Source organism: Candidatus Binataceae bacterium, from assembly GCA_036495685.1.
Lineage (GTDB): Bacteria > Desulfobacterota > Binatia > Binatales > Binataceae > JAFAHS01.
Genome location: DASXMJ010000044.1, coordinates 1 through 22,387 on the forward strand (window position 1 = coordinate 1; position 22,387 = coordinate 22,387).

23 protein-coding genes are annotated in these 22,387 nt (G+C 59.9%); 16 read left to right on the top strand and 7 right to left on the bottom strand.

Features of this window, described 5'->3' with window-relative positions:
• The first annotated feature begins 516 nt into the window (after positions 1–516).
• The 4 genes from VGI36_05165 to VGI36_05180 all read left to right on the top strand — a co-directional run bounded on the left by VGI36_05165 (position 517) and on the right by VGI36_05180 (position 2,775).
• A complete protein-coding gene (locus tag VGI36_05165) occupies positions 517–789 on the top strand; it encodes a hypothetical protein (protein ID HEY2484514.1) in 273 nt (90 codons plus the stop codon).
• Positions 790–879: 90 nt separating this feature from the next.
• Positions 880–1,527 (top strand): hypothetical protein, encoded by a 648-nt coding sequence (locus tag VGI36_05170; GenBank protein HEY2484515.1) that lies wholly within the window; start codon positions 880–882, stop codon positions 1,525–1,527.
• 22 nt (positions 1,528–1,549) lie between these two features.
• Positions 1,550–2,476 (top strand): hypothetical protein, encoded by a 927-nt coding sequence (locus tag VGI36_05175; GenBank protein HEY2484516.1) that lies wholly within the window; start codon positions 1,550–1,552, stop codon positions 2,474–2,476.
• Positions 2,477–2,508: 32 nt separating this feature from the next.
• Positions 2,509–2,775, top strand: coding sequence for a hypothetical protein (locus VGI36_05180; protein HEY2484517.1), 267 nt, complete (start codon positions 2,509–2,511; stop codon positions 2,773–2,775).
• Positions 2,776–3,394: 619 nt separating this feature from the next.
• Here VGI36_05180 and VGI36_05185 read toward each other — a convergent pair.
• Positions 3,395–4,042, bottom strand: coding sequence for a hypothetical protein (locus VGI36_05185; GenBank protein ID HEY2484518.1), 648 nt, complete (start codon positions 4,040–4,042; stop codon positions 3,395–3,397).
• 475 nt (positions 4,043–4,517) lie between these two features.
• Here VGI36_05185 and VGI36_05190 point away from each other — a divergent pair, with 475 nt between their 5' ends.
• The 9 genes from VGI36_05190 to VGI36_05230 all read left to right on the top strand — a co-directional run bounded on the left by VGI36_05190 (position 4,518) and on the right by VGI36_05230 (position 15,810).
• A complete protein-coding gene (locus VGI36_05190; protein HEY2484519.1) occupies positions 4,518–7,646 on the top strand; it encodes an efflux RND transporter permease subunit in 3,129 nt (1,042 codons plus the stop codon).
• The gene (locus VGI36_05195) at positions 7,643–8,818 is read left to right on the top strand and encodes an efflux RND transporter periplasmic adaptor subunit (protein ID HEY2484520.1); all 1,176 of its coding nucleotides are present in this window, start codon (positions 7,643–7,645) and stop codon (positions 8,816–8,818) included. Before VGI36_05190 ends, VGI36_05195 begins: the two co-directional genes overlap by 4 nt.
• Positions 8,819–9,058: 240 nt before the next feature.
• Entirely contained in the window at positions 9,059–10,426 is a 1,368-nt protein-coding gene (locus VGI36_05200) for a TolC family protein (protein HEY2484521.1), read from the top strand.
• Between the two features lie 46 nt (positions 10,427–10,472).
• Positions 10,473–11,180: a hypothetical protein gene (locus VGI36_05205; protein HEY2484522.1), complete on the top strand. Its 708-nt coding sequence runs from the start codon at positions 10,473–10,475 to the stop codon at positions 11,178–11,180.
• A 303-nt stretch (positions 11,181–11,483) separates the two neighbouring features.
• Positions 11,484–11,696 (top strand): hypothetical protein, encoded by a 213-nt coding sequence (locus VGI36_05210; GenBank protein HEY2484523.1) that lies wholly within the window; start codon positions 11,484–11,486, stop codon positions 11,694–11,696.
• Between the two features lie 157 nt (positions 11,697–11,853).
• The gene (locus VGI36_05215) at positions 11,854–12,285 is read left to right on the top strand and encodes a DUF1329 domain-containing protein (GenBank protein HEY2484524.1); all 432 of its coding nucleotides are present in this window, start codon (positions 11,854–11,856) and stop codon (positions 12,283–12,285) included.
• 326 nt (positions 12,286–12,611) lie between these two features.
• Entirely contained in the window at positions 12,612–13,169 is a 558-nt protein-coding gene (locus tag VGI36_05220) for a DUF1329 domain-containing protein (GenBank protein HEY2484525.1), read from the top strand.
• Positions 13,170–13,379: 210 nt separating this feature from the next.
• Positions 13,380–13,712, top strand: coding sequence for a hypothetical protein (locus tag VGI36_05225; GenBank protein ID HEY2484526.1), 333 nt, complete (start codon positions 13,380–13,382; stop codon positions 13,710–13,712).
• Between the two features lie 370 nt (positions 13,713–14,082).
• Complete coding sequence (locus tag VGI36_05230) at positions 14,083–15,810, top strand: amidohydrolase family protein (protein HEY2484527.1); 1,728 nt, start codon at positions 14,083–14,085, stop codon at positions 15,808–15,810.
• Between the two features lie 94 nt (positions 15,811–15,904).
• Here VGI36_05230 and VGI36_05235 read toward each other — a convergent pair whose 3' ends face one another.
• Complete coding sequence (locus tag VGI36_05235; protein ID HEY2484528.1) at positions 15,905–16,792, bottom strand: alpha/beta hydrolase; 888 nt, start codon at positions 16,790–16,792, stop codon at positions 15,905–15,907.
• Between the two features lie 247 nt (positions 16,793–17,039).
• On the opposite strand from VGI36_05235, the gene VGI36_05240 reads away from it, so the two are divergent.
• Entirely contained in the window at positions 17,040–17,924 is an 885-nt protein-coding gene (locus VGI36_05240; protein ID HEY2484529.1) for an alpha/beta hydrolase, read from the top strand.
• A gap of 38 nt (positions 17,925–17,962) precedes the next feature.
• On the top strand, positions 17,963–18,415 hold the full coding sequence (locus tag VGI36_05245) for a pyridoxamine 5'-phosphate oxidase family protein (protein HEY2484530.1): 453 nt from the start codon (positions 17,963–17,965) through the stop codon (positions 18,413–18,415).
• Positions 18,416–18,460: 45 nt separating this feature from the next.
• Here VGI36_05245 and VGI36_05250 read toward each other — a convergent pair whose 3' ends face one another.
• The 3 genes from VGI36_05250 to VGI36_05260 all read right to left on the bottom strand — a co-directional run bounded on the left by VGI36_05250 (position 18,461) and on the right by VGI36_05260 (position 20,937).
• Positions 18,461–19,231, bottom strand: coding sequence for a VOC family protein (locus VGI36_05250; protein HEY2484531.1), 771 nt, complete (start codon positions 19,229–19,231; stop codon positions 18,461–18,463).
• 111 nt (positions 19,232–19,342) lie between these two features.
• Positions 19,343–20,134 (bottom strand): enoyl-CoA hydratase-related protein, encoded by a 792-nt coding sequence (locus VGI36_05255; GenBank protein HEY2484532.1) that lies wholly within the window; start codon positions 20,132–20,134, stop codon positions 19,343–19,345.
• Positions 20,131–20,937 carry an enoyl-CoA hydratase-related protein gene (locus VGI36_05260; protein ID HEY2484533.1) on the bottom strand — a complete coding sequence of 269 codons (807 nt, stop codon included), beginning with the start codon at positions 20,935–20,937 and terminating at the stop codon, positions 20,131–20,133. Before VGI36_05260 ends, VGI36_05255 begins: the two co-directional genes overlap by 4 nt.
• Before the next feature lie 407 nt (positions 20,938–21,344).
• Between VGI36_05260 and VGI36_05265 the strand changes: the two genes are divergently transcribed.
• A complete protein-coding gene (locus tag VGI36_05265; protein HEY2484534.1) occupies positions 21,345–21,599 on the top strand; it encodes a hypothetical protein in 255 nt (84 codons plus the stop codon).
• Between the two features lie 108 nt (positions 21,600–21,707).
• Here VGI36_05265 and VGI36_05270 read toward each other — a convergent pair whose 3' ends face one another.
• Together VGI36_05270 and VGI36_05275 are read right to left on the bottom strand one after the other, a co-directional pair.
• Complete coding sequence (locus VGI36_05270) at positions 21,708–21,902, bottom strand: hypothetical protein (GenBank protein HEY2484535.1); 195 nt, start codon at positions 21,900–21,902, stop codon at positions 21,708–21,710.
• A gap of 214 nt (positions 21,903–22,116) precedes the next feature.
• The coding region (locus tag VGI36_05275) for a hypothetical protein (GenBank protein ID HEY2484536.1) at positions 22,117–22,387 on the bottom strand (271 nt) is incomplete at its 5' end.

Sequence of the window (22,387 nt, forward strand, 5' to 3'; positions counted from 1 at the left end):
ATGTCTCAACCGTATGGTGGTGTTCGGACCCTGTTTCGGAATTGCCTTCACTCTGGGATTGGGCGAGCTGGCTCGTTGCCCTTGTCTCTGGACACCGTTCGTTTTGCCTCCGTCGCAACTGACTGAAGAGTTCCGAAGTCGATCCAGCTAGCATTCTCTGGGAGTCCGCTTCTCGATATTCGTCGGGTCGTGGACATGCCGGGAGTAAAAGATGTTGAGCAACTTGGCAGACGAGACGTCGAAGGTCTTCCGCTTCCGGTGTCCTTCGGAGAGAAGCGCGAAGATAAGCGGTCCACAGCCTGTCTGAGCGGTGTGTTCTTACGCCCCAGGTATCGGACCGGGAGAGCGCCTGCGGACCCTAATAGAAGAACACCACCCTTCGTTTGACCGGTCATTTGGTTTAGTCTAGTAATCTAATCGACAAAGCCGGGAATATGCTCTTTTATAGGGAAATCCTGTCATTTATTTCCAGAGTAAATTCATCGCTTTACTAGGCATAGCCGTAAGGAGAACGTAGTGGACAGACCGCGCTCAGCCAAAAACATCGCCTTGAAAATTATCGCCAGTTGCGCCTTCGCATTCACCCTCATTGGATGCGCGGCCGCTCCGAGTAGCATCACCAGCGCTGCGTCGAACGGCACTGCGAACGCACCGCCGCCCGATGTGCATGACTGCACGCTCATCAGCATCGGCTCACCAAGCAAATACGCGTGCGGCGACAAGACCTACACCTCATTCGAGCTTACCAAGATGCAACACGACACGGCTCAGCAGGGCGCCGGGCACTAACACGCCGGCACCAGGGACGGCAGCGAACGGGAGGACTTCTTGTGAATTCGGGGAAACTATGCGCGCGCGGTAGGGGTTCTTTTGTGGGCGATGCTCGCCTCACTCGCAATCGCCAAGTCGGTCGGAGCCCAGAGCTCATCGACCGGGTTTCTGAAACTCTATGTCGACCCGAAGACTCGACAGATTTTCCCGGACCCGGGAAAGGGGCGCGTCTTCCTGGCCGAGGTTCCGGTAACATCATTCGATGCGAACGCGCTCGAGCGTAGGGTGGAGGAGAAGACGCAGGCCCAGCTCGATGCGAACAAGCAACAACTCCAGCAGCTGGTGCAATCCAACGAAGAATTGACGAGAAGCAACGCGGATCTGCAGCGACAAGTCGTTGAGATGCAGCCTGCCTGGCGCTCCTACATCGATGACTTTGCCCGAAAATTTCGCGTGGGCACGTTAGTGTACGCAGACTACCGGATGTACACGCATACCACCTTCCAGCCGCAGGAGCTGGAAAATATCAACAACCCGGGGCCGCAGAACAATCTCTTCAACTCGTTCGACATCACCCGTTCGTATCTGAATTTCTTTTTCTTCCCCACCGATGGGTTGACGTTCCGCGTTACGCCGGACATTTATCGCGCGATCGGAAACGGGACTAATCCTACAATCGGCCACGCGACCACGTTCGCGAGTAACCTACGGGAGCCTGAACTACCGCCTCAAGTTCGCGTACCTGAACTACAGTAAGCTCTTCGATTTCATCGAGCCGATGAAGGGCAACTCGATTGAGGTCGGCCAGGTACCGAATGTGTTCATCCCTTGGTCAGAAGATCTGTTCGGGTACCGCTACGTAACCCTGTCGCCGTGGAACTACTATGGCCTGTCGTCGGCACAGATCGGTATCCAGGTGACGGGACCACTCAAGTTCGGTGAGAAAGAATTGCAGTACGTCGACTATGGAATCGGTGTTTACAATAACGCGAACTACAAGCAATACGAGCAGACCAACACCAAGCAGTTCATGTCGCGAATCAGCGTCTATCCGCTCGGCGCGAAGTGGCGTTTCGATGGTCTGGGCCTGACCTGGTTCTTCAATTACGGCTACGGCAACGTCGCGCCGGACTTCGTCGGAACGGCGCCTTTCTTCCAGGCTCCGCAGGCTCACATCATGCGCCAGGCTTTCTTGGCGCATTATACGGCTCAACAGTGGGGCCTGATCTTCGAATACGATCTGGGCCACAACGCGTACAGCACATCGAACGCCTTCTCGGGCAGCGCACCCTCGACCGCGACCGGCAGCCCCTACATCAATTTCAACACCATGGCGACGGGATTCCAGAACAACAGCAACACCACCCAATCGGGATGGGACGTGATGGGCCACTACCATATCCGGCATACACCCTTCACGCTGTTCGGGCTGTTCCAGTGGTGGCAACCGAACACGAAGGTGAACACTAATCCCCTCGACTTCCAGCGGTGGATTGTGGGTATCCAGTGGCAATACAACGAGTACCTGCGCTTCGCACTCGACACGCAGAACTTGAGCTATTACCACAACCAGTTCGATGTCTCGGAATCCTACGTGAATTCGTTCGTGCCGGGACTGTTCAAATCTCCTGGAACGAAGGTGATTCCCGACGCCGTACCGGTGGACTCTCACTCGATCTTTCTTAACATGGAATTCAGCTACTAACGGTCGCTCGCGGAAAAAAGAGGAACAGGTCCATGAGACCTACGATTAAGGCAGGAATGCTCGGGCTCGGACTGATAAACGCTTGCGGCCGGATGTGTTTCGCAGGAGAGCCGCAAGTCGGCTTCAGAATGGGTTGGAAAAGATCGAACGGAACTGGCCAAGACGATGGGGCAGCGCACCAGGCGGTCCCGATGACCGACACGGGCGGCGAGATGCTCTTCTACACGTACGAAGGGCATCACTACATCTTCGAAACTTCTCCCTCGGGAGTAGTTAGTTCGGGGGTGCAGACTGACTGACGGAAAGCCCGCAAGGCGGAAGGGACGGCGGACTGAGGAGGTCGATTCTGAGCGCGGTCGTGCTACTAGCATTGATCGGAACGATGGCGCGCCGTGCAGCAGAGCAAGCCGAGCACCGGGAGCCGTTGCAGAGTGGACCGGAAAAGATCATCGCGCGCCCGCGGCTCACATTTGTCTGAGCCATTCAATTCGACCCCTTGCGCGCGCTGCTATTTCCGTCATGGGCGAATCTTTCTTCCTGCACCGTCCGTACGCGGATTGCTGGTCCACCAATCCTGACCAAGCGTCTTCGCAGCGACTACGGATAACCAGCACAGCGCAAGCTTGAACGAGATCGACCGGGCCACAAACAAGTCGACAGGTGCGATGGCGGCGTGGTGCGCAGAAATCTCGTCCAGCCCGGTGAGGTCGTTCACCCACAGCGACCCATGTACTTGGCTAGCGTCGATTGACCGAATCTCGATACCCGCCCCACTTACAGCCCGCCATAGATCCGCGGTGCTCCCCAACAGCGGGTTCTCGCGGCTCAGACGAAGGATCAGCGCTCGGAGTTCGCTATCGATCAATTAGACTGGGCTCTAAACAAACCGGGAGCTGAACCGAACGCTTCGTCGCAGCCCTACTGAACTGCACCGCTGGGCTGCGGCAGCGGCTGCGCACCATTCCTCAATATATTCTCCATCGCCTTGTTCCATTGGTTGTTGGGATTACCCTGGCTGCCGGGACTCACCTGGTAGTTGGGAATCGCCGGGCGATCGGGACTCGCGGGCACTGGCATGGGCGTGTCCGCCGCCGGCATCTCCTCGGGGGACGTCGACGGTCCCACGTTTTTCAGAGACGGATTCACCTGAATGGAGTTGACCACCTTGATAGTCTTGTCGCCAAGGTACTTGAGCGCTTTCTGCTGCGCATCTTCCATGCCGTACGGCGTTGCGACAAATCCATACAGATGGAGCTCGCGGCTGCCATCGTCGTTGTCGATGACCTGGGCGCCCACCAGCGGCAGGTTGTGATTGTGCAGAAAGTGGGTGACCCGATGACTTCCGTAATCGTCGACCTGGTAACCAGGCGTCTGCGCATCGGCGAGCGCCGGCATCCAGAGCAGCGCCGCAAAAGCTGCCGCCAGCGCGATCAGACGCCCAGCGAGACCAAAGGTCAAAGCCACTGGCGTGGCAGCATACACGCTGCGGCCGCGAATGTCTTGTGTGACGCTAAGCTTTGCTGGAAAATCGGGTTTCGGGGTCTTTAAACCTTCGATGCTGACCACGCGTCACCCGGGCGGAAGAGCCATCCTGCATGCGAGCATTTATGGGCTGGCCGGATGCCTGGCCGCGCTCATAGTCACACTACTCCTGCCAGCGCTGCGGACTCATCACTTTTCGCCCTCTTATCGGCCCATCGAGGTTTGTCAGAACGCCGCGCGGCACTGCTCGCTCGATTTGACGGACAATCAGGGAGAGACCGCGATCGCTCGGGCGGTAATCCCATCGTTTACCGGACTGCTGCCGCTGTGCTCAAGAATTGTTACGCAATTGTCGGCAGCGGTTTCAGTTCCTCGCCCAAGACTCTCGTACTTGCTGGTTAGACTAAGGCTCGGCACCAAGCGAGCTTCAGACCCTCCGCTCTTCGCATAATCAATACTTTCGATTGTCGCCCGCGATGACTAAGCTCATCGCGACTGCTTTTTTGTTCGCAGGACAGGTCGGATTCGTCCCGATCTGATTTTTACGAGGTATGCCAACGTGCCCAGTTTCGCGCTGCGCAACCCGTTCACAGTAATTGTTGGAGCGTTGATCGTCACTATTCTGGGCGTGACCGCATACACGCGCATGCCGGTCGACGTGTTTCCGAACCTCAAGATTCCGGCCGTGGTAGTTGCGACCTTCTACCCGGGCATGCCGCCGCTCGACATGGAGCGCGATATCACCACCCGCTACGAGCGTTTTTTCACGCTCGGCAGCGGCATCGAGCATATCGAGTCGCGCTCGCTGCCCGGGGTAAGCATGATCACGGTGTACCTGCACAGTGGAGTTGATGTCGATGCGGCCGCAGCGCAGTTCGCCACACTGGCGATGGCAGACCTGGGAGTGCTGCCGCCGGGCACGCTGCCGCCGTTGGTCCTCAAATTCGATGCCTCGTCCTTGCCGGTTACGCTGGTTACGGTCGAAGGCAAGGGCTTTTCGCAAGCCGACATCGAGGATCAGGCGCGCTACAACATCCGCAATCAGCTTGCGACTGTATCCGGAGCGTCGGTCCCGATGCCGTTCGGCGGCAAGATCCGTCAGATCATGGCCTACCTGGATCGCCAGTCGCTGCAGGCGCGCGGCCTTTCGCTCAACTCGGTAGTCAACGCTATCAACAACACCAACCTGATCCTTCCGGCCGGGGACGCAAAAATCGGCAACACCGACTTCTACATCTATTCTAATGCGCTGATCGAAAACCCCGAGAACCTGAATAACGTCCCGATCAAGGTCGGTGCCGGTCAGGCGCCCGTGCGTCTGGGCGATGTGGGCAAAGCCGAGGACTCGACCGCGATTCAGTACAACGTGGTGCTGATCGACGGGCAGCCGTCGGTCTACATCCCGGTGCTCAAGCAGGGCGGCGCCAACACCATCGAAGTGGTGAATGGCATCCACGATCTGCTGCCGAAGATCATCGGAATGCCGGCCGGGCTGAAGCTCAAGGCGATTTTCAATCAGTCGGATTTCATCCTCGATGCTGTGCGCTCGCTCGAACACGAGGCGGTCTTGGGCTCGGTGCTGGCCTCGGTGATGATCTTGATCTTCCTCGGCAGCTTCCGCTCGACCCTGGCGATTTACTTGTCGATTCCGCTCTCGATCTTGGCTGCGACCTTCGGCCTGTTCCTCAATGGATCGACGATCAACATCATGACGCTGGGCGGTTTCGCACTCGCGATCGGGCGATTGGTCGACGACTCGGTCGTGGTGCTGGAGAACATCAACCGTCACCTGGAAATCGGCCAAACCCCGGAGGTCGCGGCGCGGGAGGGTGCCGAGGAAGTCGCGCTGCCGGTGCTCGCCTCGACCATCACCACCATCATCGTGTTCGTTCCGGTGATGTTCCTTTTCGGCGTGGCCAAGTACCTTTTCAGTGCGCTGGCGTTGGCCGTGGTCCTGGCGATGCTCGCCTCGTACGTGGTTGCGATGTCGGTGATTCCGATTTACTGCGCCCGCTTCCTGGTGGTCGAAAAACACGGCGTCAAGCGCAGCGGACCCTTCGATCGGATGTTCGCCGCATTCAACCGTCGCTACGAACGCTTTGCCGCCCATTACGAAAAGCTCCTGGAGCGCGCGCTGGATCGAAAACTCTTCGTGATCGCGGGGGTCGGCGCGATATTCGCGGTTTCGCTGCTCATCTATCCGTTGCTGGGAACCCAGCTCTTTCCCACCACCGACGCGGGGAAATTCATCCTCCACATGCGGTCGCCGGCAGGGAGCCGGATCGAGGTAACGGAGGCGCTCGCGCGAAGGGTCGAAAAGCTCATCCGCGAGGTCATTCCGCCCGACGAGATCGGCACGGTAGTGGCGAACCTCGGCCTCGCACCCAGCATCTCCGCCATCTATTCGTCGAATTCGGGCGAAGACACCGGCCAGATCATGGTGACCTTGCAAGCTGATCACAAAGTCTCGACCTTCCATTACATGGATGTTCTTAAGCGAGACTTGCCGCGCAAGGTGCCCGAAGTCAGAGCCTTCTTCTCCTCCGGCAGCATCATCGACGCGGTCCTGAACTTCGGCCTGCCGGCCCCCATCGATATCCAGGTGAGCGGCCCCGACTTCAATCCGCTATTCGAGGTCGCCCGTCGCATCGAAAGCGAGGTCGGCAGACTTCCCGAGGTTGCGCAGGCCTACATCCCCCAGGAAGCGGACTATCCGACCCTCGACATAAAAATCGATCGGGTGCGCTCGGCGCGCCTTGGACTCACCGAAAAAGACGTGGTGACCAATGTCATCACGGCGCTGACCTCCAACCAGATGATCGACCCGTCGATCTGGATTGATCGAAACACCGGCAACGACTACTTCCTGACCGCGCAGTATCGCGAGCAGGCAATCGATTCGATCGATACCCTGCGGGACATTCCTGTCCATCACATTTCCTCAGACCGCGACGCTGCCCACGAGCAGTCAATTCCGCTGCGCAGCGTCGCCACGATAGTGCCGGACAAATTTCCCTCCGAGGCGGACCACTTCAACATCCAACGCGTGGTCGATGTGTGGGTTGATCCGGCGACCTCCGACCTGGGCGGCACCCAGACCGCGATCCAGCAACGGGTCGACCGGATCGTGCTTCCGCCTAATGTTCGCGTGAACTATCGCGGCGCGGTGGCGGCGATGCAGCGTTCGTTTTCGAGCTTCGGATTGGGGCTCGGGATGGCGGTGCTGCTGCTGTACCTGGTGATGGTCGCGCAGTTCGCCTCGTTCCTGGACCCCTTCATCATCATGTTCGCAGTGCCGATGGGCCTGATCGGGGTCTTCTGGACGTTGTGGCTCACCGGCACGACGCTGAACATCGAATCCTTCATGGGCATTATCGTGATGGTAGGAATAGTGGTGTCGAACTCGATTCTGCTGGTCGATTTTGCCAACCAGCGGCGCCGCGACGGCCAGGAACTGCGCCGCGCAGTAGTCGAATCCGCCCGCATCCGCATGCGACCGATCTTGATGACCGCGCTCGCGACCGTCGCGGGCCTGATGCCAATCGCGCTGGAACTTGGCGCCGGTTCGGAGGCTTCGGCGCCTTTGGCGCGCGCCGCGGTGGGAGGCCTAGTGGTTTCCACCGCGTTCACCCTGATCCTGGTGCCGTCGGTTTACGAGTTGTTCTATTCGTGGAGGGGCCAGCGTTGAGCCGCGCGACTATCTCTCTGGCCATTCTGGGGATGTGTCTGACCGTGGGTTGCGGCCACGGGGTCGCAACCTCTTCCGACGAAGCAACCGGCAGCTCTACGCGCACGGTCGCGGTTATCCAGCCGCAGCGCAGGGAAGTGACCCAATCGATCACGCTGCCCGGCGACCTGGTTGGCTACTACGAGGCGGCCCTCCATTCCAAGGTTACTGGCTTTTTGACCAAGGTACTGGTCGACAAAGGCGATTGGGTCAAGCAGGGTCAGGTGCTGGCGACCCTCGAGGTTCCCGAGCTGGATCAAAACCTCGCGCGGGTGCGTGCCCAACTCCGCATCGCCAAGCTCACCTGGGGGCGTCTCGATCGTGTGCGCAACACCGACCCCAATCTGGTGGCCAAGGAAGATGTCGACATCGCCTACTCAAAATACATGGAAGCCCAAGCTTTGGTGGGCGAATTGGAAGCGATGGTCGCATACACTTCGCTGGTTGCACCATTCGACGGCGTGATCACGGGTCGTTTTGCGGATCCGGGCGCGCTGATTCGCGCGGGCGGCGGCGATCTGGGAATTTCCGGAAGCGGCGCGGCGGTGAGCCCAACCGTGCTGGAAGGTGCGGGCGGCCATCTGACCGGGGGCGGTCCGGTGCTCAGCGAAGCGCGCGTCGACAAGCTGCGGGTCTACATTTATGTACCCGAGCGGGAAGCATCGCTAGTCAAAGTGGGCCAACCCGCGACCCTGACACTGCGTGCGTTTCCGGGCCAAACCTTCCCGGTACACGTGACCCGCTTCGCGTCATCGCTCGACCTGTCGACGCGCACAATGCTGACGGAACTGGACATCGAAAATCCCGGGCACCGGCTCTATCCGCGAATGTACGCCGATGTGACCCTCGTACTGGCACGGCATCCGGACGCGATTCAACTGCCGCGCGGTGCGGTCTACGAAATCGGAGAACCAAATCAGTGGGTTTACACCGTCAGCAACGGGCGGCTCAAAAAGGTCGTGGTAACCACCGGTATCACCGACGGAGTCAACGTCGAAATAACCTCGGGTTTGAAAGGCAACGAAACGGTGGTGAGCACGCAAAGCCCCACGCTCGTCGCCGGAGAGGCGGTGCGCACGCTCGATGAAACCCCCGCCGACCAAAGCACTCAATCATCGGCCCGGGCCGACTGAGCGCCCGCGGAGCGACCGACCATCATGCGCAACATATTTTCGTTCCCTCTCCTTCTCGTCACTCCTCTGGATGAGGAGAGGGTAGTAGCTGCACCAAAGAGCCCGGGCCGACGATCGGATCAGGGGAGTACCCCGGTGCGTACGAGAGTGCAGGTGCGAAGGAAGGCACCAGCGCACCGGCGCAATTCAGAAGTCTCGCGCCGCGGCTGTACACGGTACCTCTTTCGTAACTGGAGAGAGATGTCCTTCGGCCTGGTCGCATTTGCTCTCGGCCTCTTCCCGTGTGCATCAAGGGCCGGGGCGGAGCCGCCGATTGCACCGAACTCCGCGCTTACTTTGCAGCAGGCGACGGATATCGCCTTGAAGCTGCATCCACGTCGCAAGGAATCGCAGTCCGAAGTGGGAGTTGCGCGCGCGCGGGTCGGCGAAGCCAATGTCAACCTGCTGCCGCAGGCATACGGGCTTGGCGAGTACCTACGCTCCACCACCAACGGGATCGGCAATACTACTTTCTTCAATGAACAGTTGTTCCCGCGAATCACCGGGCAGAATCACGACCTGCCCAACGGAGACTTTTCGCAGTCGTTCAGCTCCCACAACAGCTGGGCGACCGGCGTTTCGGTGCAGCAGTTTCTGCTCGACTTCGGCAAGATGCGCGGACTGGTCGACGAGCAGCGCGCCGATCGCGATGCGGCCGAGGCGCGCCTGAAGCTCACCGACCTGGACCTCATCTATGAGGTAGCGGAGCGCTTTTACGGACTGCTAGCGGCGGAACAAATCGTCAAAGTCTACGATGAAGCGATCGTGCAACGCAGGGCGCATCTCCATCAGGCGCAGGTGATGGTGCAGGCCGACCTGCGTCCCGGGATCGACGTTTCAGTCACCCAGGCCGATCTATCGCGCGCCGAGATGAACCAGGTCCAGGCGCGCAACGGAGCTGATGTTACGAAGGTCGCGCTCGATGCCGCGATGGGTCTGGCGGGGGAGGCGCCTCCTTATCGCGCAGTCGGCGATTTGACCTACCAGCCGGTGACCGCGACGCTGGACAATTTGCAGGCGACCGCGCAGCGTCTGCGCCCCGACCTGAAGGCATTGTTCGATGAAGCGCGCGCCGCCGGCGCTGAGATCCAGCAGGCAAAAAGCGATTACTTTCCCACCGCCAACGCGCAAGCGGGATATATCGCGATGTCGACCGGATTGCCGGCGGCGAACAATTACTACGCTGGACTGGTGGTGACCTGGCCGCTCTTCAACGGCTTTCGCACGGAACAGCAGGTTGCCGAAGCAAAAGAGCATGAGCGCGCGGCCGAATACTCGATTGCAGACCTGCGCCAGCGGGTTATCGAGGAGGTCCACACCACCTTCCTAAATTGGCAGGCCTCGATCGCGGTTATCAAGAAGGCGGAACAGACACTGAACGCATCACGCGAAGAATTGCACTTGGCTGACGAGCGGTACAAGCAAGGACTCAGCTCGGTCGTCGAGCTCGATGACGCGCAGCGCCGCTTTACTGAGGATTCCGCTGCCTACGTGACGGCGCTGTACGACTATTCGGCGGCCAGGGCCGCAGTTGAGCGTGCCACTGGGGAGTCCCTCAACACCATGTAGCCTGGGGGTTGCGGGTTGCTGCCGCACCGAGCGTCAGGGCACGTGGTTGAAAGCAATTGTACTTGGGGCAATCCTTAATCCGATGAGCAATGCGCTTGCACTCCTGACAGCCTTACTCCTGGTGGCGGGGGTGAGTGTCGAGGCTCACGCAGAACTTTGGTGCGGATATGGCACGGGAACCCCCCTTGACCATCCCTGTTCTGCTGAGGACACCGAGGAGGACCCGGCGGTCGCCGCCGCGGTGGCCTCACATACGAACGAATGGATGATGGTGCACGGCGTATGGCAGGTGAGCGCCGGCACAATTCAAACCGGAAATACGTTCGAGATCAGAGTGTACGTGGAGCCGTCTGGGTTCGTGGCAGCCAGGCAACAGATCCCCTCGGAGGTAGATGGCATCCCCGTCCGCCTGGTCGCAAAAAAAATCCCCACCGGTGCGGGGCTGACGAGTTTCTCAAAGGTCAGCCAATCGGACCCTGCCCCCTACGATCCTACCGCGGCCGAGCGACAGGCGAGCGCCAGGCTGGCCGAGGCCGTCTATGCCGAAACCATGCACGAATACGGTGAGCAATGGAACGATCTCCCGGGCGTGGTCGGCCTGGGACCGAAGAAATGCGACGAACACGGGTGCGACTTCAGTGCGATCCGGATCACGGTGCAGGCTCAGTTCATGCCGGACGTCAAGGAGCGGATTACGGACTCAGTTAACGGCATCCCGATTGTCTTCGTTCTATATAAGGGCAGCGACCAATAAAGGCAGGTGCTCCCCATTTTCGGCTCCCCGGCGCAACGCGTGCCGTTTGAGGGCGTCGGCCGATTGCGCTCGTGGCAGGGGAACCGAAAGCCTCGAGGTGCAACCAGAATTTGACAAGAGGGCTTGGAGAGGCCGAAAATCAGATTAAGTTCGGGTTAGTAGCGCATTTCGGTGCCAGTCATGCGTTGCATCGAACGTACGAATCGCCAGATCTCTGTTCTAGTCGCCTCCTTCGTCTGCCTCCTGACGATTGCTCAGGCGGGTGCTCCGATCCTGACCGCAACCTGGTCAGGAGTGTTCACGGTGCCCGTTCATCAGCGGTTAACCCGCAATTGCGTGGAAGAGGTCGGTAACCAGCTGACGGACGCCGTTCCCAAGCTTCCGAGCATCTATACGGTTGAAGAAGGTGATTGGGAACCCCCGCGGGTTGCGAACCTGGAAGAGGTCGCACTTCCCGCATGGCAGTCGCCACCGATTCACCGCAAGCTCCTGCCTCCATCTCCACAGGACGGCTGACTCTCTCAACGGGCTCGTTTTTCTATCGACCAGCCGGTCCACCGTCGGCGTACTGATGCAGTTGCGCCCGCGTTGGTTCGGCTCCAGACGATACTCAGTTCCCGGCCGAGAGCCGGGAGTGAGAGCAGGGAAGGAAGTCCAAGAGAGGAGTCATCCGATGTCCAATTCATTTCGACGTTGTGAGCTCGTTGCCGCAGTTGTCGTCATGGTGTTCAGCGTCGCGATTGCGGCCTCAGCCGCCGAGCTCAAACCCGGTGATTTCATCACCCCCAACAATGCAGTCACGGTGCGCAACCTCGTTTCGCCGGGCACCTATTACAAGGTGCAGCATGGAATAACCATAAAAATCATTCCCAGCGAGCGAATCGACTGGCCGCCGCCATACAAGGAGGCAACTGAGAAGTACTCGGCGCAGGTTCGCCTGAGTCCCGACCATCGCACTTTGGTCGGTTACGTGGCGGGACAACCGTTCCCGCTTCTGGATACCAACGACCCCTACGTCGCCAACAAAATCATCTGGAACAACGTGTTCAAACCGATGTGGTCAGACGACTACGACCTCCGGTTTTATGATTGTGATACGGCGTAAGAGGAGCACGGTCTGCAGTCTCGGCAAATCGAATATTTCCAGATCGGTCACTATGCCGGTTACGATCTGGTAGGCCGCACCGAGGTCGAGCCAATGCCCATCGATCCCGACTTCAAAAGGACCGGCCGCTACTGGCTATTCGGGCTCTACCCGGTGCTCGCGCCCGAAGAGATAAAAGGCGCGGGATTCATCCGTTATCGCTACGCGGATCCGCGAAAAGCCGATGGACATCTGGGAGTACACTCCTGGTGCCCAGCGGATTCGAAGGCTGAACGAAAGCATCATGAGTTCCGCGGCGGCGCCAGGGACCGCAGCCTTCTCATGGGATCCCGGATCATTATGCCGGGTTCAATGCCAAAGTCGAGGAATACGACTACCGATTTTTGGGTGAGAAAAACATGCTGGGTTGCGTTCACGCGGCGCACTCGCCCGAGGTCAGGTGTCCGACGGACGGTGGCACCAGCACCTGCCCGGAGTCGTGGGAGATGCGCCGGCTCTACATGGTCGAGGCTCGTCCCCGGCGCGCCGGTGCCGAGAGCAACACTCAGGCGGTGCACTCTCGTACCCTCATCTATATGGACTCTGAACTTTGGTTCATGCCCTACATCGATACCTACGACCAGAAGGGCCAGTTGTGGCGTAGCCATATCTATTACGTCGCCTACCGCGACCGCCCGGTTCCCGATGCGCGGGTTGCCATCTATCCGTTTAAGCGGGCGTTTGTAGTGGGTGCGACCTCGACTGACGTCCAATCCGGACAGGGAACGATGTGCTACCTGCCTGGCATTGAGACTCCTGAGCGAGAGTGCTGGTACATCAATATGGGAGCCGTCGATCGGCCTTTCTTCACGGTGGAGGCTTTGGCGAAGAGCGCGTTGCGCTAGATCGCAACCCGACGTAACGGCTTACGCGACAGCTCCCGGGTGGCCGGTTCAGAGTCCCCCAAGAACTTACGACCGGTCGCCCGGGGAGCCTATCGATGAAGCGGATCGGGGCAGTTGTTACGCGCTCTTGGTTGATTGGAGGACGGGTAGTCAGGGTTTAGGGGCCTTTAAGATCCAAGCGTCATTCTTTACGAGATGAGGTAAACGCACATGAGTTCACTAGCATATATTCTCTCGGTTGCCGGCGTCTCTCTGGTGCTGTTTGGCGCTCCGGTATTAGCCGAAGAGTCGTCCATCCTCGAACCCAACACAACGGAAGCTAGCGAAGTGCTCACGGAACTTCGCAGTGCCCGGGCCGCAGACCTCGCAAACGCACACAGCTGGAGCGCCGAGGATAACAGCGTGGACCACTTCTACGGGAAAAAGGCGCGAGAGGTGGATCATTTGATTCAGCAACTCAAGCAGGGACAGCCAGTCGCAAGGGCGGACATAAAGCAGGCGCTAAACAATCGCCGGTCCGCGGACTACGCGCCGATTTACTGAGGCTGCTCACACGACCCGCTTAGACGCGGAATGCTGTTGATGAGTGGAGATCCACCACAAACCTCGACCGGCTTGTTTTTTAGGCAAGGAGGCCCGCTGTCATGACTGAGTAAAATTTCGTACTTCGTCGAGCTCGCTCAGAATTCGGTTTGCGGCCTGCGGGCGGCGTCGAGTTGGCGCGGGCGTGGGTGACCCTGGTTCGCGTGAGAATCCGCGACCACCTCGCGGAAGATAAGCCTGAGTTGTGGGACCTGCGGGCCCACCACGCTGATCGGAACCGCGGTTGTCGGTTTTTCTGAACTCTAGTATAAGAATTTCTGAAGCACTGTGAGGAGAAGTCTGTCCTTACCGTCACAGGAGGGAACAACCGATGGCCGATCTTGATATTCAAATCAAAGGCGGAACGGTCGTCGACGGAACCCGGGTGCCGAGGTTTCGCGGCGACGTTTGGATCAAAGACGGAAAGATCGCCCAGATAGGCGGGCGGTCGCCGGGCTTCGCGAAAAAGATCATCGACGCCGATGGGCTGGTGGTCGCGCCCGGATTTGTTGACCTGCACACCCACTACGATGCGCAGATCCGCTGGGACCCGTGGTGCACCATTTCCGGATGGCATGGCGTCACCTCACTGGTGCTCGGTAACTGCGGTTTTGGCTTCGCACCGGTGAAACCCGATTTCCGAGACCGCTCGATGCTCACCATGACGCGCACCGAAGCGATTCCCTACGAATCGATGAAGCAAGGGATGAAGTGGGATTGGGAGACCATCCCGGAATACCTTGATTCGCTGGGTCGTGCGCCCAAGGGAGTCAACTGCATCCAGTACATGCCGACCGCGTCACTGATGATTTACGTGATGGGTCTGGAAGCGGCTAAGACCCGCCCTGCGACTGACGCTGAGCGCGCGGAGATGCGCCGCCTGCTCAATGAAGGCATGGATGCCGGCCTGTGCGGATTTTCGATCCAGCGGCTCGGCAAGCATTCCGCGCAAGCCGATTTCGATGGCTCGCCGATGGTCACCGACACGATGTGCGATGAAGACATCCTGAATCTCGCGCGCGTTTTGGCTGAGCGCGACGAGGGTTTCATCGAGATCACCCAGGCGACCGGGCATATCAAGGATGACCTCCATTTCGTCGAACAGCTGGCCACGGCCGCGAAGCGGCCCATCCTGTTCCAGGCGGTGGCCGCGGCGACGCGCAACCCGGATATTCATCGCAAGAGCCTTGACTGGCTGCACAAGGCGCGCGCCAAGGGCCTGCCGATTTTCGGCCAAGCCGGAACCGTGCGCAGCGGCTTTGCTTTTACGCTCGAGCACTGGAATCTCTACGACATGGCCCCGCCGTGGCGCGACATGCTGACCGGCAGCAAGGAAGACAAGATCCGCAAGATGCAGGACCCGACGATTCGCGAGGGCGTCAAGAGCGAACGCTCCATGGCCGCGCTTGACAAAAACGCTCCCGGAATCGGCGGTCGCCTGGTGAAGCTCATCGTTCAGTGGGTCGAGAACAAGCCGGAACTCGAAAAATACGTCGGCAAGTCACTCGGCCAGATCGCCCAGGAAGAGGGACGGCATCCGGTGGACGTGATGATCGAGCTCTCGCTGGCCACCGATCTGAAGACCGAGTTTCTGCAGCCGGAGCCGCAATTCAACGCCGAGTACAACGCAGAGATCATCAACAATTCGATGTTCACTTTCCCCGGCGTTTCGGACGGTGGCGCACACACCAAGTTCTTCACCGGCGGCGCCTTCACCACCGACTTCCTGCGCTGGATGGTGCGCGATGAGCAGCGCGTTTCGCTCGAAGAAGCGCATTATCGGCTATCGGCGCTGCCCGCGCACGCGGCTGGCTTCCGTGACCGCGGTATCCTGCGCGAAGGCGCGTGGGCCGACGTGGTGGTCTACGATCTCAAGCATCTGGACATCGAGCCTGACTGGATCGGTGAAGTTACCCACGATTTGCCGGGCGGCGAATGGCGTCGCGTGCAGCGTGCGGTCGGCTACCGTTCCATTCTCGTTAACGGCGTCGAGACTTTCTCGGAAGACAGCTGCACGGGCGCAACTCCGGGCAAGCTGCTCCGCCACGGCCACGCCTGAGAGTAAAGGCGGGAGATAGAAAATCCGCAGACGACGCAGACTCGGATGCTTTCCGGTCTGCGAAATCTGCGGATTTCTTTTGCCAGCGGCGTCGTTAAACGTGACGCCTTAGGAAATCGAACATCAGGCGCAGGCCCTCGCGGCATGCGGCCAGCTCGGTCATCTGCATAAAAGCATGCGGCATTTCGGTCAGGATGTGTAGCTCGTTTTCGATTCCCGCGCGATTCATCGCCTCTGCAATGGTCCGCGATTCGCCCACGATGCCGTCCGCGGTACCCGCGATGATGAAGCTCGGCGGCATCGCGCCCGGCTTGATTGCATTGATCGGGCTGACGCGTGGATCGTCAAGTAGCGCGGGATATCCACTGCCAAGATACGCCCTGCCCAAAGGCTCGGCCACTTCGGGTGCGAGCTTCACCAATCCCGCGAAATCGAAAGCGCCATAGATCAAGATGGCCGCCTTGAACTTGGGACCTCGATTTGCCAGCGCGGGCAAAACCGCCGCGGTGAAATTTCCCCCGGCGGAATCACCGCCCATCGCCAGACGCTGCGGATCCCCACCGTAGCGCGCGGCATTCTCAGCCGCCCACTGCGCTGTGAAGATGCAGTCATCAAAGCCCGCCGGGAACGGGTTCTCGGGGGCCAGCCGATAGTCGGGCGCAATCGTGAGATAGCCGCCCTCGGCGAATTGTTTGATCAACTTGCGATGGGTCGTCGCGGGGCTGCCGAGCGTCCACGCACCGCCATGGATGTAGATGACAATCGGAAAGGGTGGCTTGCCTTTCGGCACTGCGATGTCGGCGCTTAACCCCTGCTTTAACTGGATGGCCTCGTGATAGGCGCCGACTTCGGGCGGGTCGCGATTGAACTCCTGGAAATAGTCGACGAGCCGGGTGCGCTGCTCCTGCACCGTTCCCTGCCGCGGCCGTAGATAAAAGTCGTTCCAGCGCCGAATGATGTCCTGTTCTTTTTCCGTCAGCATGGTGCGTTACCTCCCGACTATGAGTGACCATTAGCAAGGTTGCCCGGTCCCTGTCATGCCTCTTCTCTACGATCTTCTTTGAGGCAGGTAGGATGCCGGCCTCCCTCCGCGCTCAGAAAATGGGCAACCGGTCTCGCGCGCTACGGTTGTCCCGCATGCCGTTCCATTCGCAAAATTGGCAATTTCGTTGTACACAACCCGTTGGGCTTTCAACGCGGCTAACCGAGCACCAGGGGAGAAAAGCACGATGGCCAGCCAACAACTCGCCAAGGTCCTCGAAATCCTCAAATCGCAACCATCGAATCCGAATGCATCGATCGAGCGGATGCGCGCCGGAATGGAGAAAGTCGCCGAGCGGGTTGCCTCAGATATCAAGTGCGACGCCGTAGACGCCGGCGGGGTGCCGGGCGAATGGATTGTCGCACCCAACGCGGCTTCCGATCGCGCGATCCTCTACCTGCACGGTGGCGGCTACGTGATGGGTTCCGTGAACACGCATCGGGCAATGATCGGGCGCATCAGCCGCGCTGCCCAGGCGCGCGTGCTGGCGATCAACTACCGCCTGGCGCCCGAGCATCCGTTTCCCGCCGCGGTGGATGATGCCACCGCGGCTTACCGCTGGCTGCTCAAGGAGGGTTACCGGCCCGGCAAGATCATTATCGCCGGCGACTCGGCGGGTGGCGGTCTTACGTTCGCCGCGCTGGTGGCACTGCGTGATGCGAAGACGCCGCTGCCGGCTGCCGCGGTGCCAATCTCTCCGTGGAACGATCTTGCGGGGACGGGAGCATCAATCAAGTCCCGCGCCGGTGTAGACCCGATGGTCGGCCGCCAGGGGCTGACGCCGATGGCAAAGCACTACGCCGGATCCGCCGATCTGAAGACCCCGTTGCTCTCTCCCCTCTATGCCGATCTGCGCGGGCTACCCCCGCTACTGATTCACGTCGGCGACGCCGAGATTCTGCTCGACGACTCGACCCGTATCGCGGAACGTGCCAAAGCGGCGGACGTCGATGTGACCTTGGAAGTCTGGCCCGAAATGATCCACGTGTGGCACGTATTCGCCAAACTCTTGCCCGAAGGGCAGCAGGCAATTGATCGAATTGGCGAGTTCGTGCTCGCACACACCAGCTAAGCGTGCTGACGCCTCGCCACCGCTAGAGGGCGATCACTATGAACCGCCGCGAACAGATCAAGCTTACCCCCGATGAGCATACGGCGTTTCTGCGCGAATGCCGCAAAGTCTCGCTCGCCACCCTAGACAAGGAAGGCTTTCCGCACCTGGTCGCGATGAACTTCGTCGCGATTGATGGCACGATCTACATGTCGTCCTATGGTAAGGCGCAGAAGGTGGTGAACATTCGGCGGAATCCCAAAGTGGCAGTCATGGCGGAGAGCGGCAAGAGCTATGCGCAGTTGCGTGGCATCATGATTCGCGGCAACTGCGAGATCATCGAAGACCGGGAGACCGTGGCCAAACTGATGGGCGCCATCCGCGGGCGCGACACGGGGGACACGGGGATGCCGCCGATCCCCGAACCGATCCTCACCAAGCGAGTGATACTCAAGGTGGTTCCCAGGAAAGTAACCAGCTGGGACCACAGTAAGCTGGGCGGCCGTTACTGACGACCGCCCTTGCGTCTGTCAACCTTAGTCTAGATTCCCCCCTAGCTACCCATTGACGGCGTGCAGGCGCATCCCGCTAATCATCACGGTATCGTCGGACTGGCGCTTGCCGTGTCGTTCGGCATTGGCGAACATCGCCTTGGGGTCGGTTGCCACCAGATCGAGCCCACCGAGGCCTTCGCCGCGCCCATCCTCGTCTTTCACAAAGCGCAAGGTCGCATTCTCGAGGCGAATTGCAGGATTTCCCTGCTGGTCTCGGGTTACCGGAATCTCGACGATCTGGCTCCATCGTGAAGCGAGCCCCGCCGGGTCTGGAGATTGGATTTCGGCCGCCGCGACGGCGCGCACTATATGAGTACGCACCGCGGGCTTCCAGTTGCGTCCAGCGGGCATCCACGGCCCATCCGGGGAAAGATCGCCGGCCTGAAAATCTATCTCCAGGAAAGAACCGCCGGTGTCGCGAGGATGAAGTTGCATGATCTTATACTCGGGTTCGTCCTGCTCGAGCACCTTGCGAACGCCGAGTTCGTTGACCCGCTTCTTGCGCGGCGCGTGGTCGTCACACTGCGTGATCACCATGTAGCCGCCATCACCCGCTCGCCGTTCCAGGTAGCGTCCGCCGGCAGTACCCTCCTTGATGGGTGACACCACCTCGATAAACTGGCTCCCCACCGGAAATAGCGCGTTCTGCAGACCGAACGCCTTGACGCCGGGATCGCGGAAACCGACCTCGAGGCCAAGAACGTTGTGCAGGTCGTTGGTAACCTGATCAAGGTCGCGCGCCACCAGCGCGATTTGCCGAAGTCGAATCCACATGCGAGCTCCTCCTCTCTTGGTTAGTCACGGTCTTGTTGGCATTTTGCTCAAAATATTCCTGAGATCTCACCGTTGCGCGAACCCAGCTCGGCGTTGCAGCGGTCGTCGCCGTCACTTTCCGATAAACCGCGGCTTGCGCTTCTCGACCTTCGCCGCGAATGCTTCCTTGGTGTCATGCAAGTTGAACATCGGCATGTGCCGCGAGCTTTCCACTGCGATGTAACTGGCAAACTCAACTTTTTCGGCCTCGAGGAAGTTGGACTTCATGGTACGCAGAGCGATTGGCGCAGCCTCTGCCAGCCGACTCACGATCGCATCGACCTCGGCGCGAAAGCTCGTGTCGGGAAACACCTTCGACACCAGGCCGATACGCAGCGCCTCGGCCGCATCGAACTTGTCGGGCATAAAATACAGTTCGCGCGCGCGTGCCGCCCCGATAATTCGCGGGAGCGTCCACGGACCACCCATGTCCCCTGCCACCCCGACATCGAGGAACGCGACGTTGAAACGCGCCGACTGCGCGGCGAAGCGAAAATCGCAGGCGCACGCCCATCCGAGTCCTGCACCCGCACACGCGCCGTTGATGGCGGCGACCGTCACGGCCGGCATCTCGTGCAGCAAAACCGGGACGCGAAAATCTTCCGCGGTGAGACGATCTGCTTCGCTCCCCTCACCCGAGGCAATCATGTTGAGGTCCGCCCCCGGACAGAAGCCGCGCTCACCGGCTCCAGTGAGCAACAGCACCCGCAGCTCGCGATCCTCGGCAGCAGCGGCGAGGGCCCGCCCGGCCTCGAGGAGCATCCGGTTAGTCATCGCGTTCATGCGCTCGGGGCGGTACATGGTAAGCGTCGCGACCGGCCCCTTCTTTTCGTAGCGGATGTGCTCAAACTGCATAGCATTCATGACTTTGCTCCGTGCCAGCGCTGGAAGCGGGGCGCGCGCTTCTCGAGCAACGACTCGGCGCCCTCGGTGGCATCGGGATGCTCGAGAGATTCCTGGGTTAGCCGATCGGCGTCGTGGATCGCCGGCGCCATTGCTTCGGAGAGATGCCGGTAGACCTGCGCCTTCATCACCGCGATCGAGCGGGGCGAGATGTTGGCAGCGAGGTCGCGAATATAGCCGCGCGCTTCATCGATCAGCTTATCGGGCGCCACGACGCGATCGACCAGGCCAATACGCAACGCTTCGGCCGCGTCGATCCGCCGCGAGCTCCATAGCAGATCCAGCGCACGGCTCACACCGACCATGCGCGGCAAGAGCCAGCTCGTCCCATGCTCGGCGATCAGCCCGCGCTTGGAAAATACCGTGGTGAAACTCGCGCCTTCCGACGCAAATCGGAGGTCACACATCATCGCGAGCACAAACCCGCCGCCTGCCGTTACCCCGTTGACCGCCGCGATCACCGGTTTGGAAATTCTAAGGATGTAACTGAAGAGCGCGGGCAGCTCATCCGGCGCAGGCGAGGTGGGAGGCAGCGGCGAGCCTTCCTGGGTAGAGCGCCGAAGGTCGCCCGCATCCAGACCGGCGCTGAATCCCCGTCCGTTACCGGTGATGACGATTCCGACTACCCGGTCGTCGGCAGCGGCTCGATTCATCGCGGATCGAATTTCCTCGATCATCGCAAAGGTGAACGCGTTGAGTTTCTCAGGCCGGTTCAGCCGGACGATCGCGACGGGGTCGTCTATTTCCGTGATGACATTCGACATGTCTGCTCCCAAAAAAGAGGTTGGTACACTTTACCGGCAAATGTCCACCCCAACGAACTCACGCTCGTGATTAGAGAAGGCGGCTGGCGAAAGCCGCCCACAGGCTCGAGGCGATGCCCGTTCGGCTGGAGGCCCACCTTGACCTCTTTCCCGAGATCGAGACCAACCTTGTTCTTCGTGAAATGAGGCTGGCGGACGGCGCTGGCACTTGGCGGGCGCAAGTGGAATTCCTCCAGCGCACGCCTCATATTTCTGATTCAGGTAAGCGATGCCTGCCTTCCGCGCCCCCATGATAAATCTCTACTCGCGCGATCTTCCTCGCGCAGTCGCCTTCTATTCCGAACTGGGTTTTGTTGAGACATTTCGCACCCCAGCCTCGGGCGAACCCGTCCACGTCAGAGCTCAGATTGGATGGGTTCACTCTCGGAATTGCGACGCTGGAGGCGGCCCGAGAGCACCACGCCCTTCGTCCAGAAGGGGAAGGGCGCGGCATCGAAATCGTTCTTTGGACCGACGACACTGATTCCACCGTAAGCGCATTGGTCGCCAAGAGCGCTCCTCTGCTTTCTGCGGCGCATGACTTTCTTGACGGCAAGCAGCACGCTGCGCGGATCGCCGATCCGGATGGCAATCCGATACAACTCGTTCAACGTAGGGCCTGAACCGGCCTGGTAAATTTAGTGCTCGGGCGGGTATCCGGGTGGCGACCATTTCAGGAAGAGGTTGGAAAACTCGCGGAACTAGTCGGTTCTGACCTCAGTTTCAATCAGTCACTGAGCATCGGTCTGGAAATAGTAGCGGTGGCTCTGGAAAGAGTAGAACAGTTCTTCGCCGCCGGTGTCGGTCATCGGGACCGCCTGTCTTGGTGCTTCCATATGCTGGGCCAACTGTACGCGGTCCTTGCCGATCCACTCCGCTGCCGCTCTACGGCTCTCCTGCTCCACGCATCCCGCGCAGCTAGTCAAAACCACTCACCACGACACCGATCGCGAGATACTTGAACGTCGTCACACCACTTGCACTGCGAGCACCACCTGCGATCCTCCAACCGGCCTTCTCTTACGACATGGGAGGGCCGACGCCTGGAGGGCCCGTCCAAAAAAAACGGGCGGCGCGACCACCGCCGCGCCGCCCAATCTGCCGATAGAGTGGTCGCCCCTGAAAATCGCCCGGCCCGTTCTACCTAGTCTGCACCGCCGAAATGATATTTCCCTGCGGGTCGGTTTCAAACACGTAATGATGACCCTCATAGGAATAGTAGAGCATCTCGCCGCCGGTATCGGTCAGCGGCACCGCTTCCTTGGGCTGACCCATCTGATTGGCGAGCTCGACGCGATTTTTGCCTTTCCACTTGGCTACGGCGCTTCGACTCTCTTCCGATGGTGTCGTGATCGCATTGCTGCATGCGCCTAACGTGACCACCAGCCCCAGAGCCACCCCTGCAGTAATC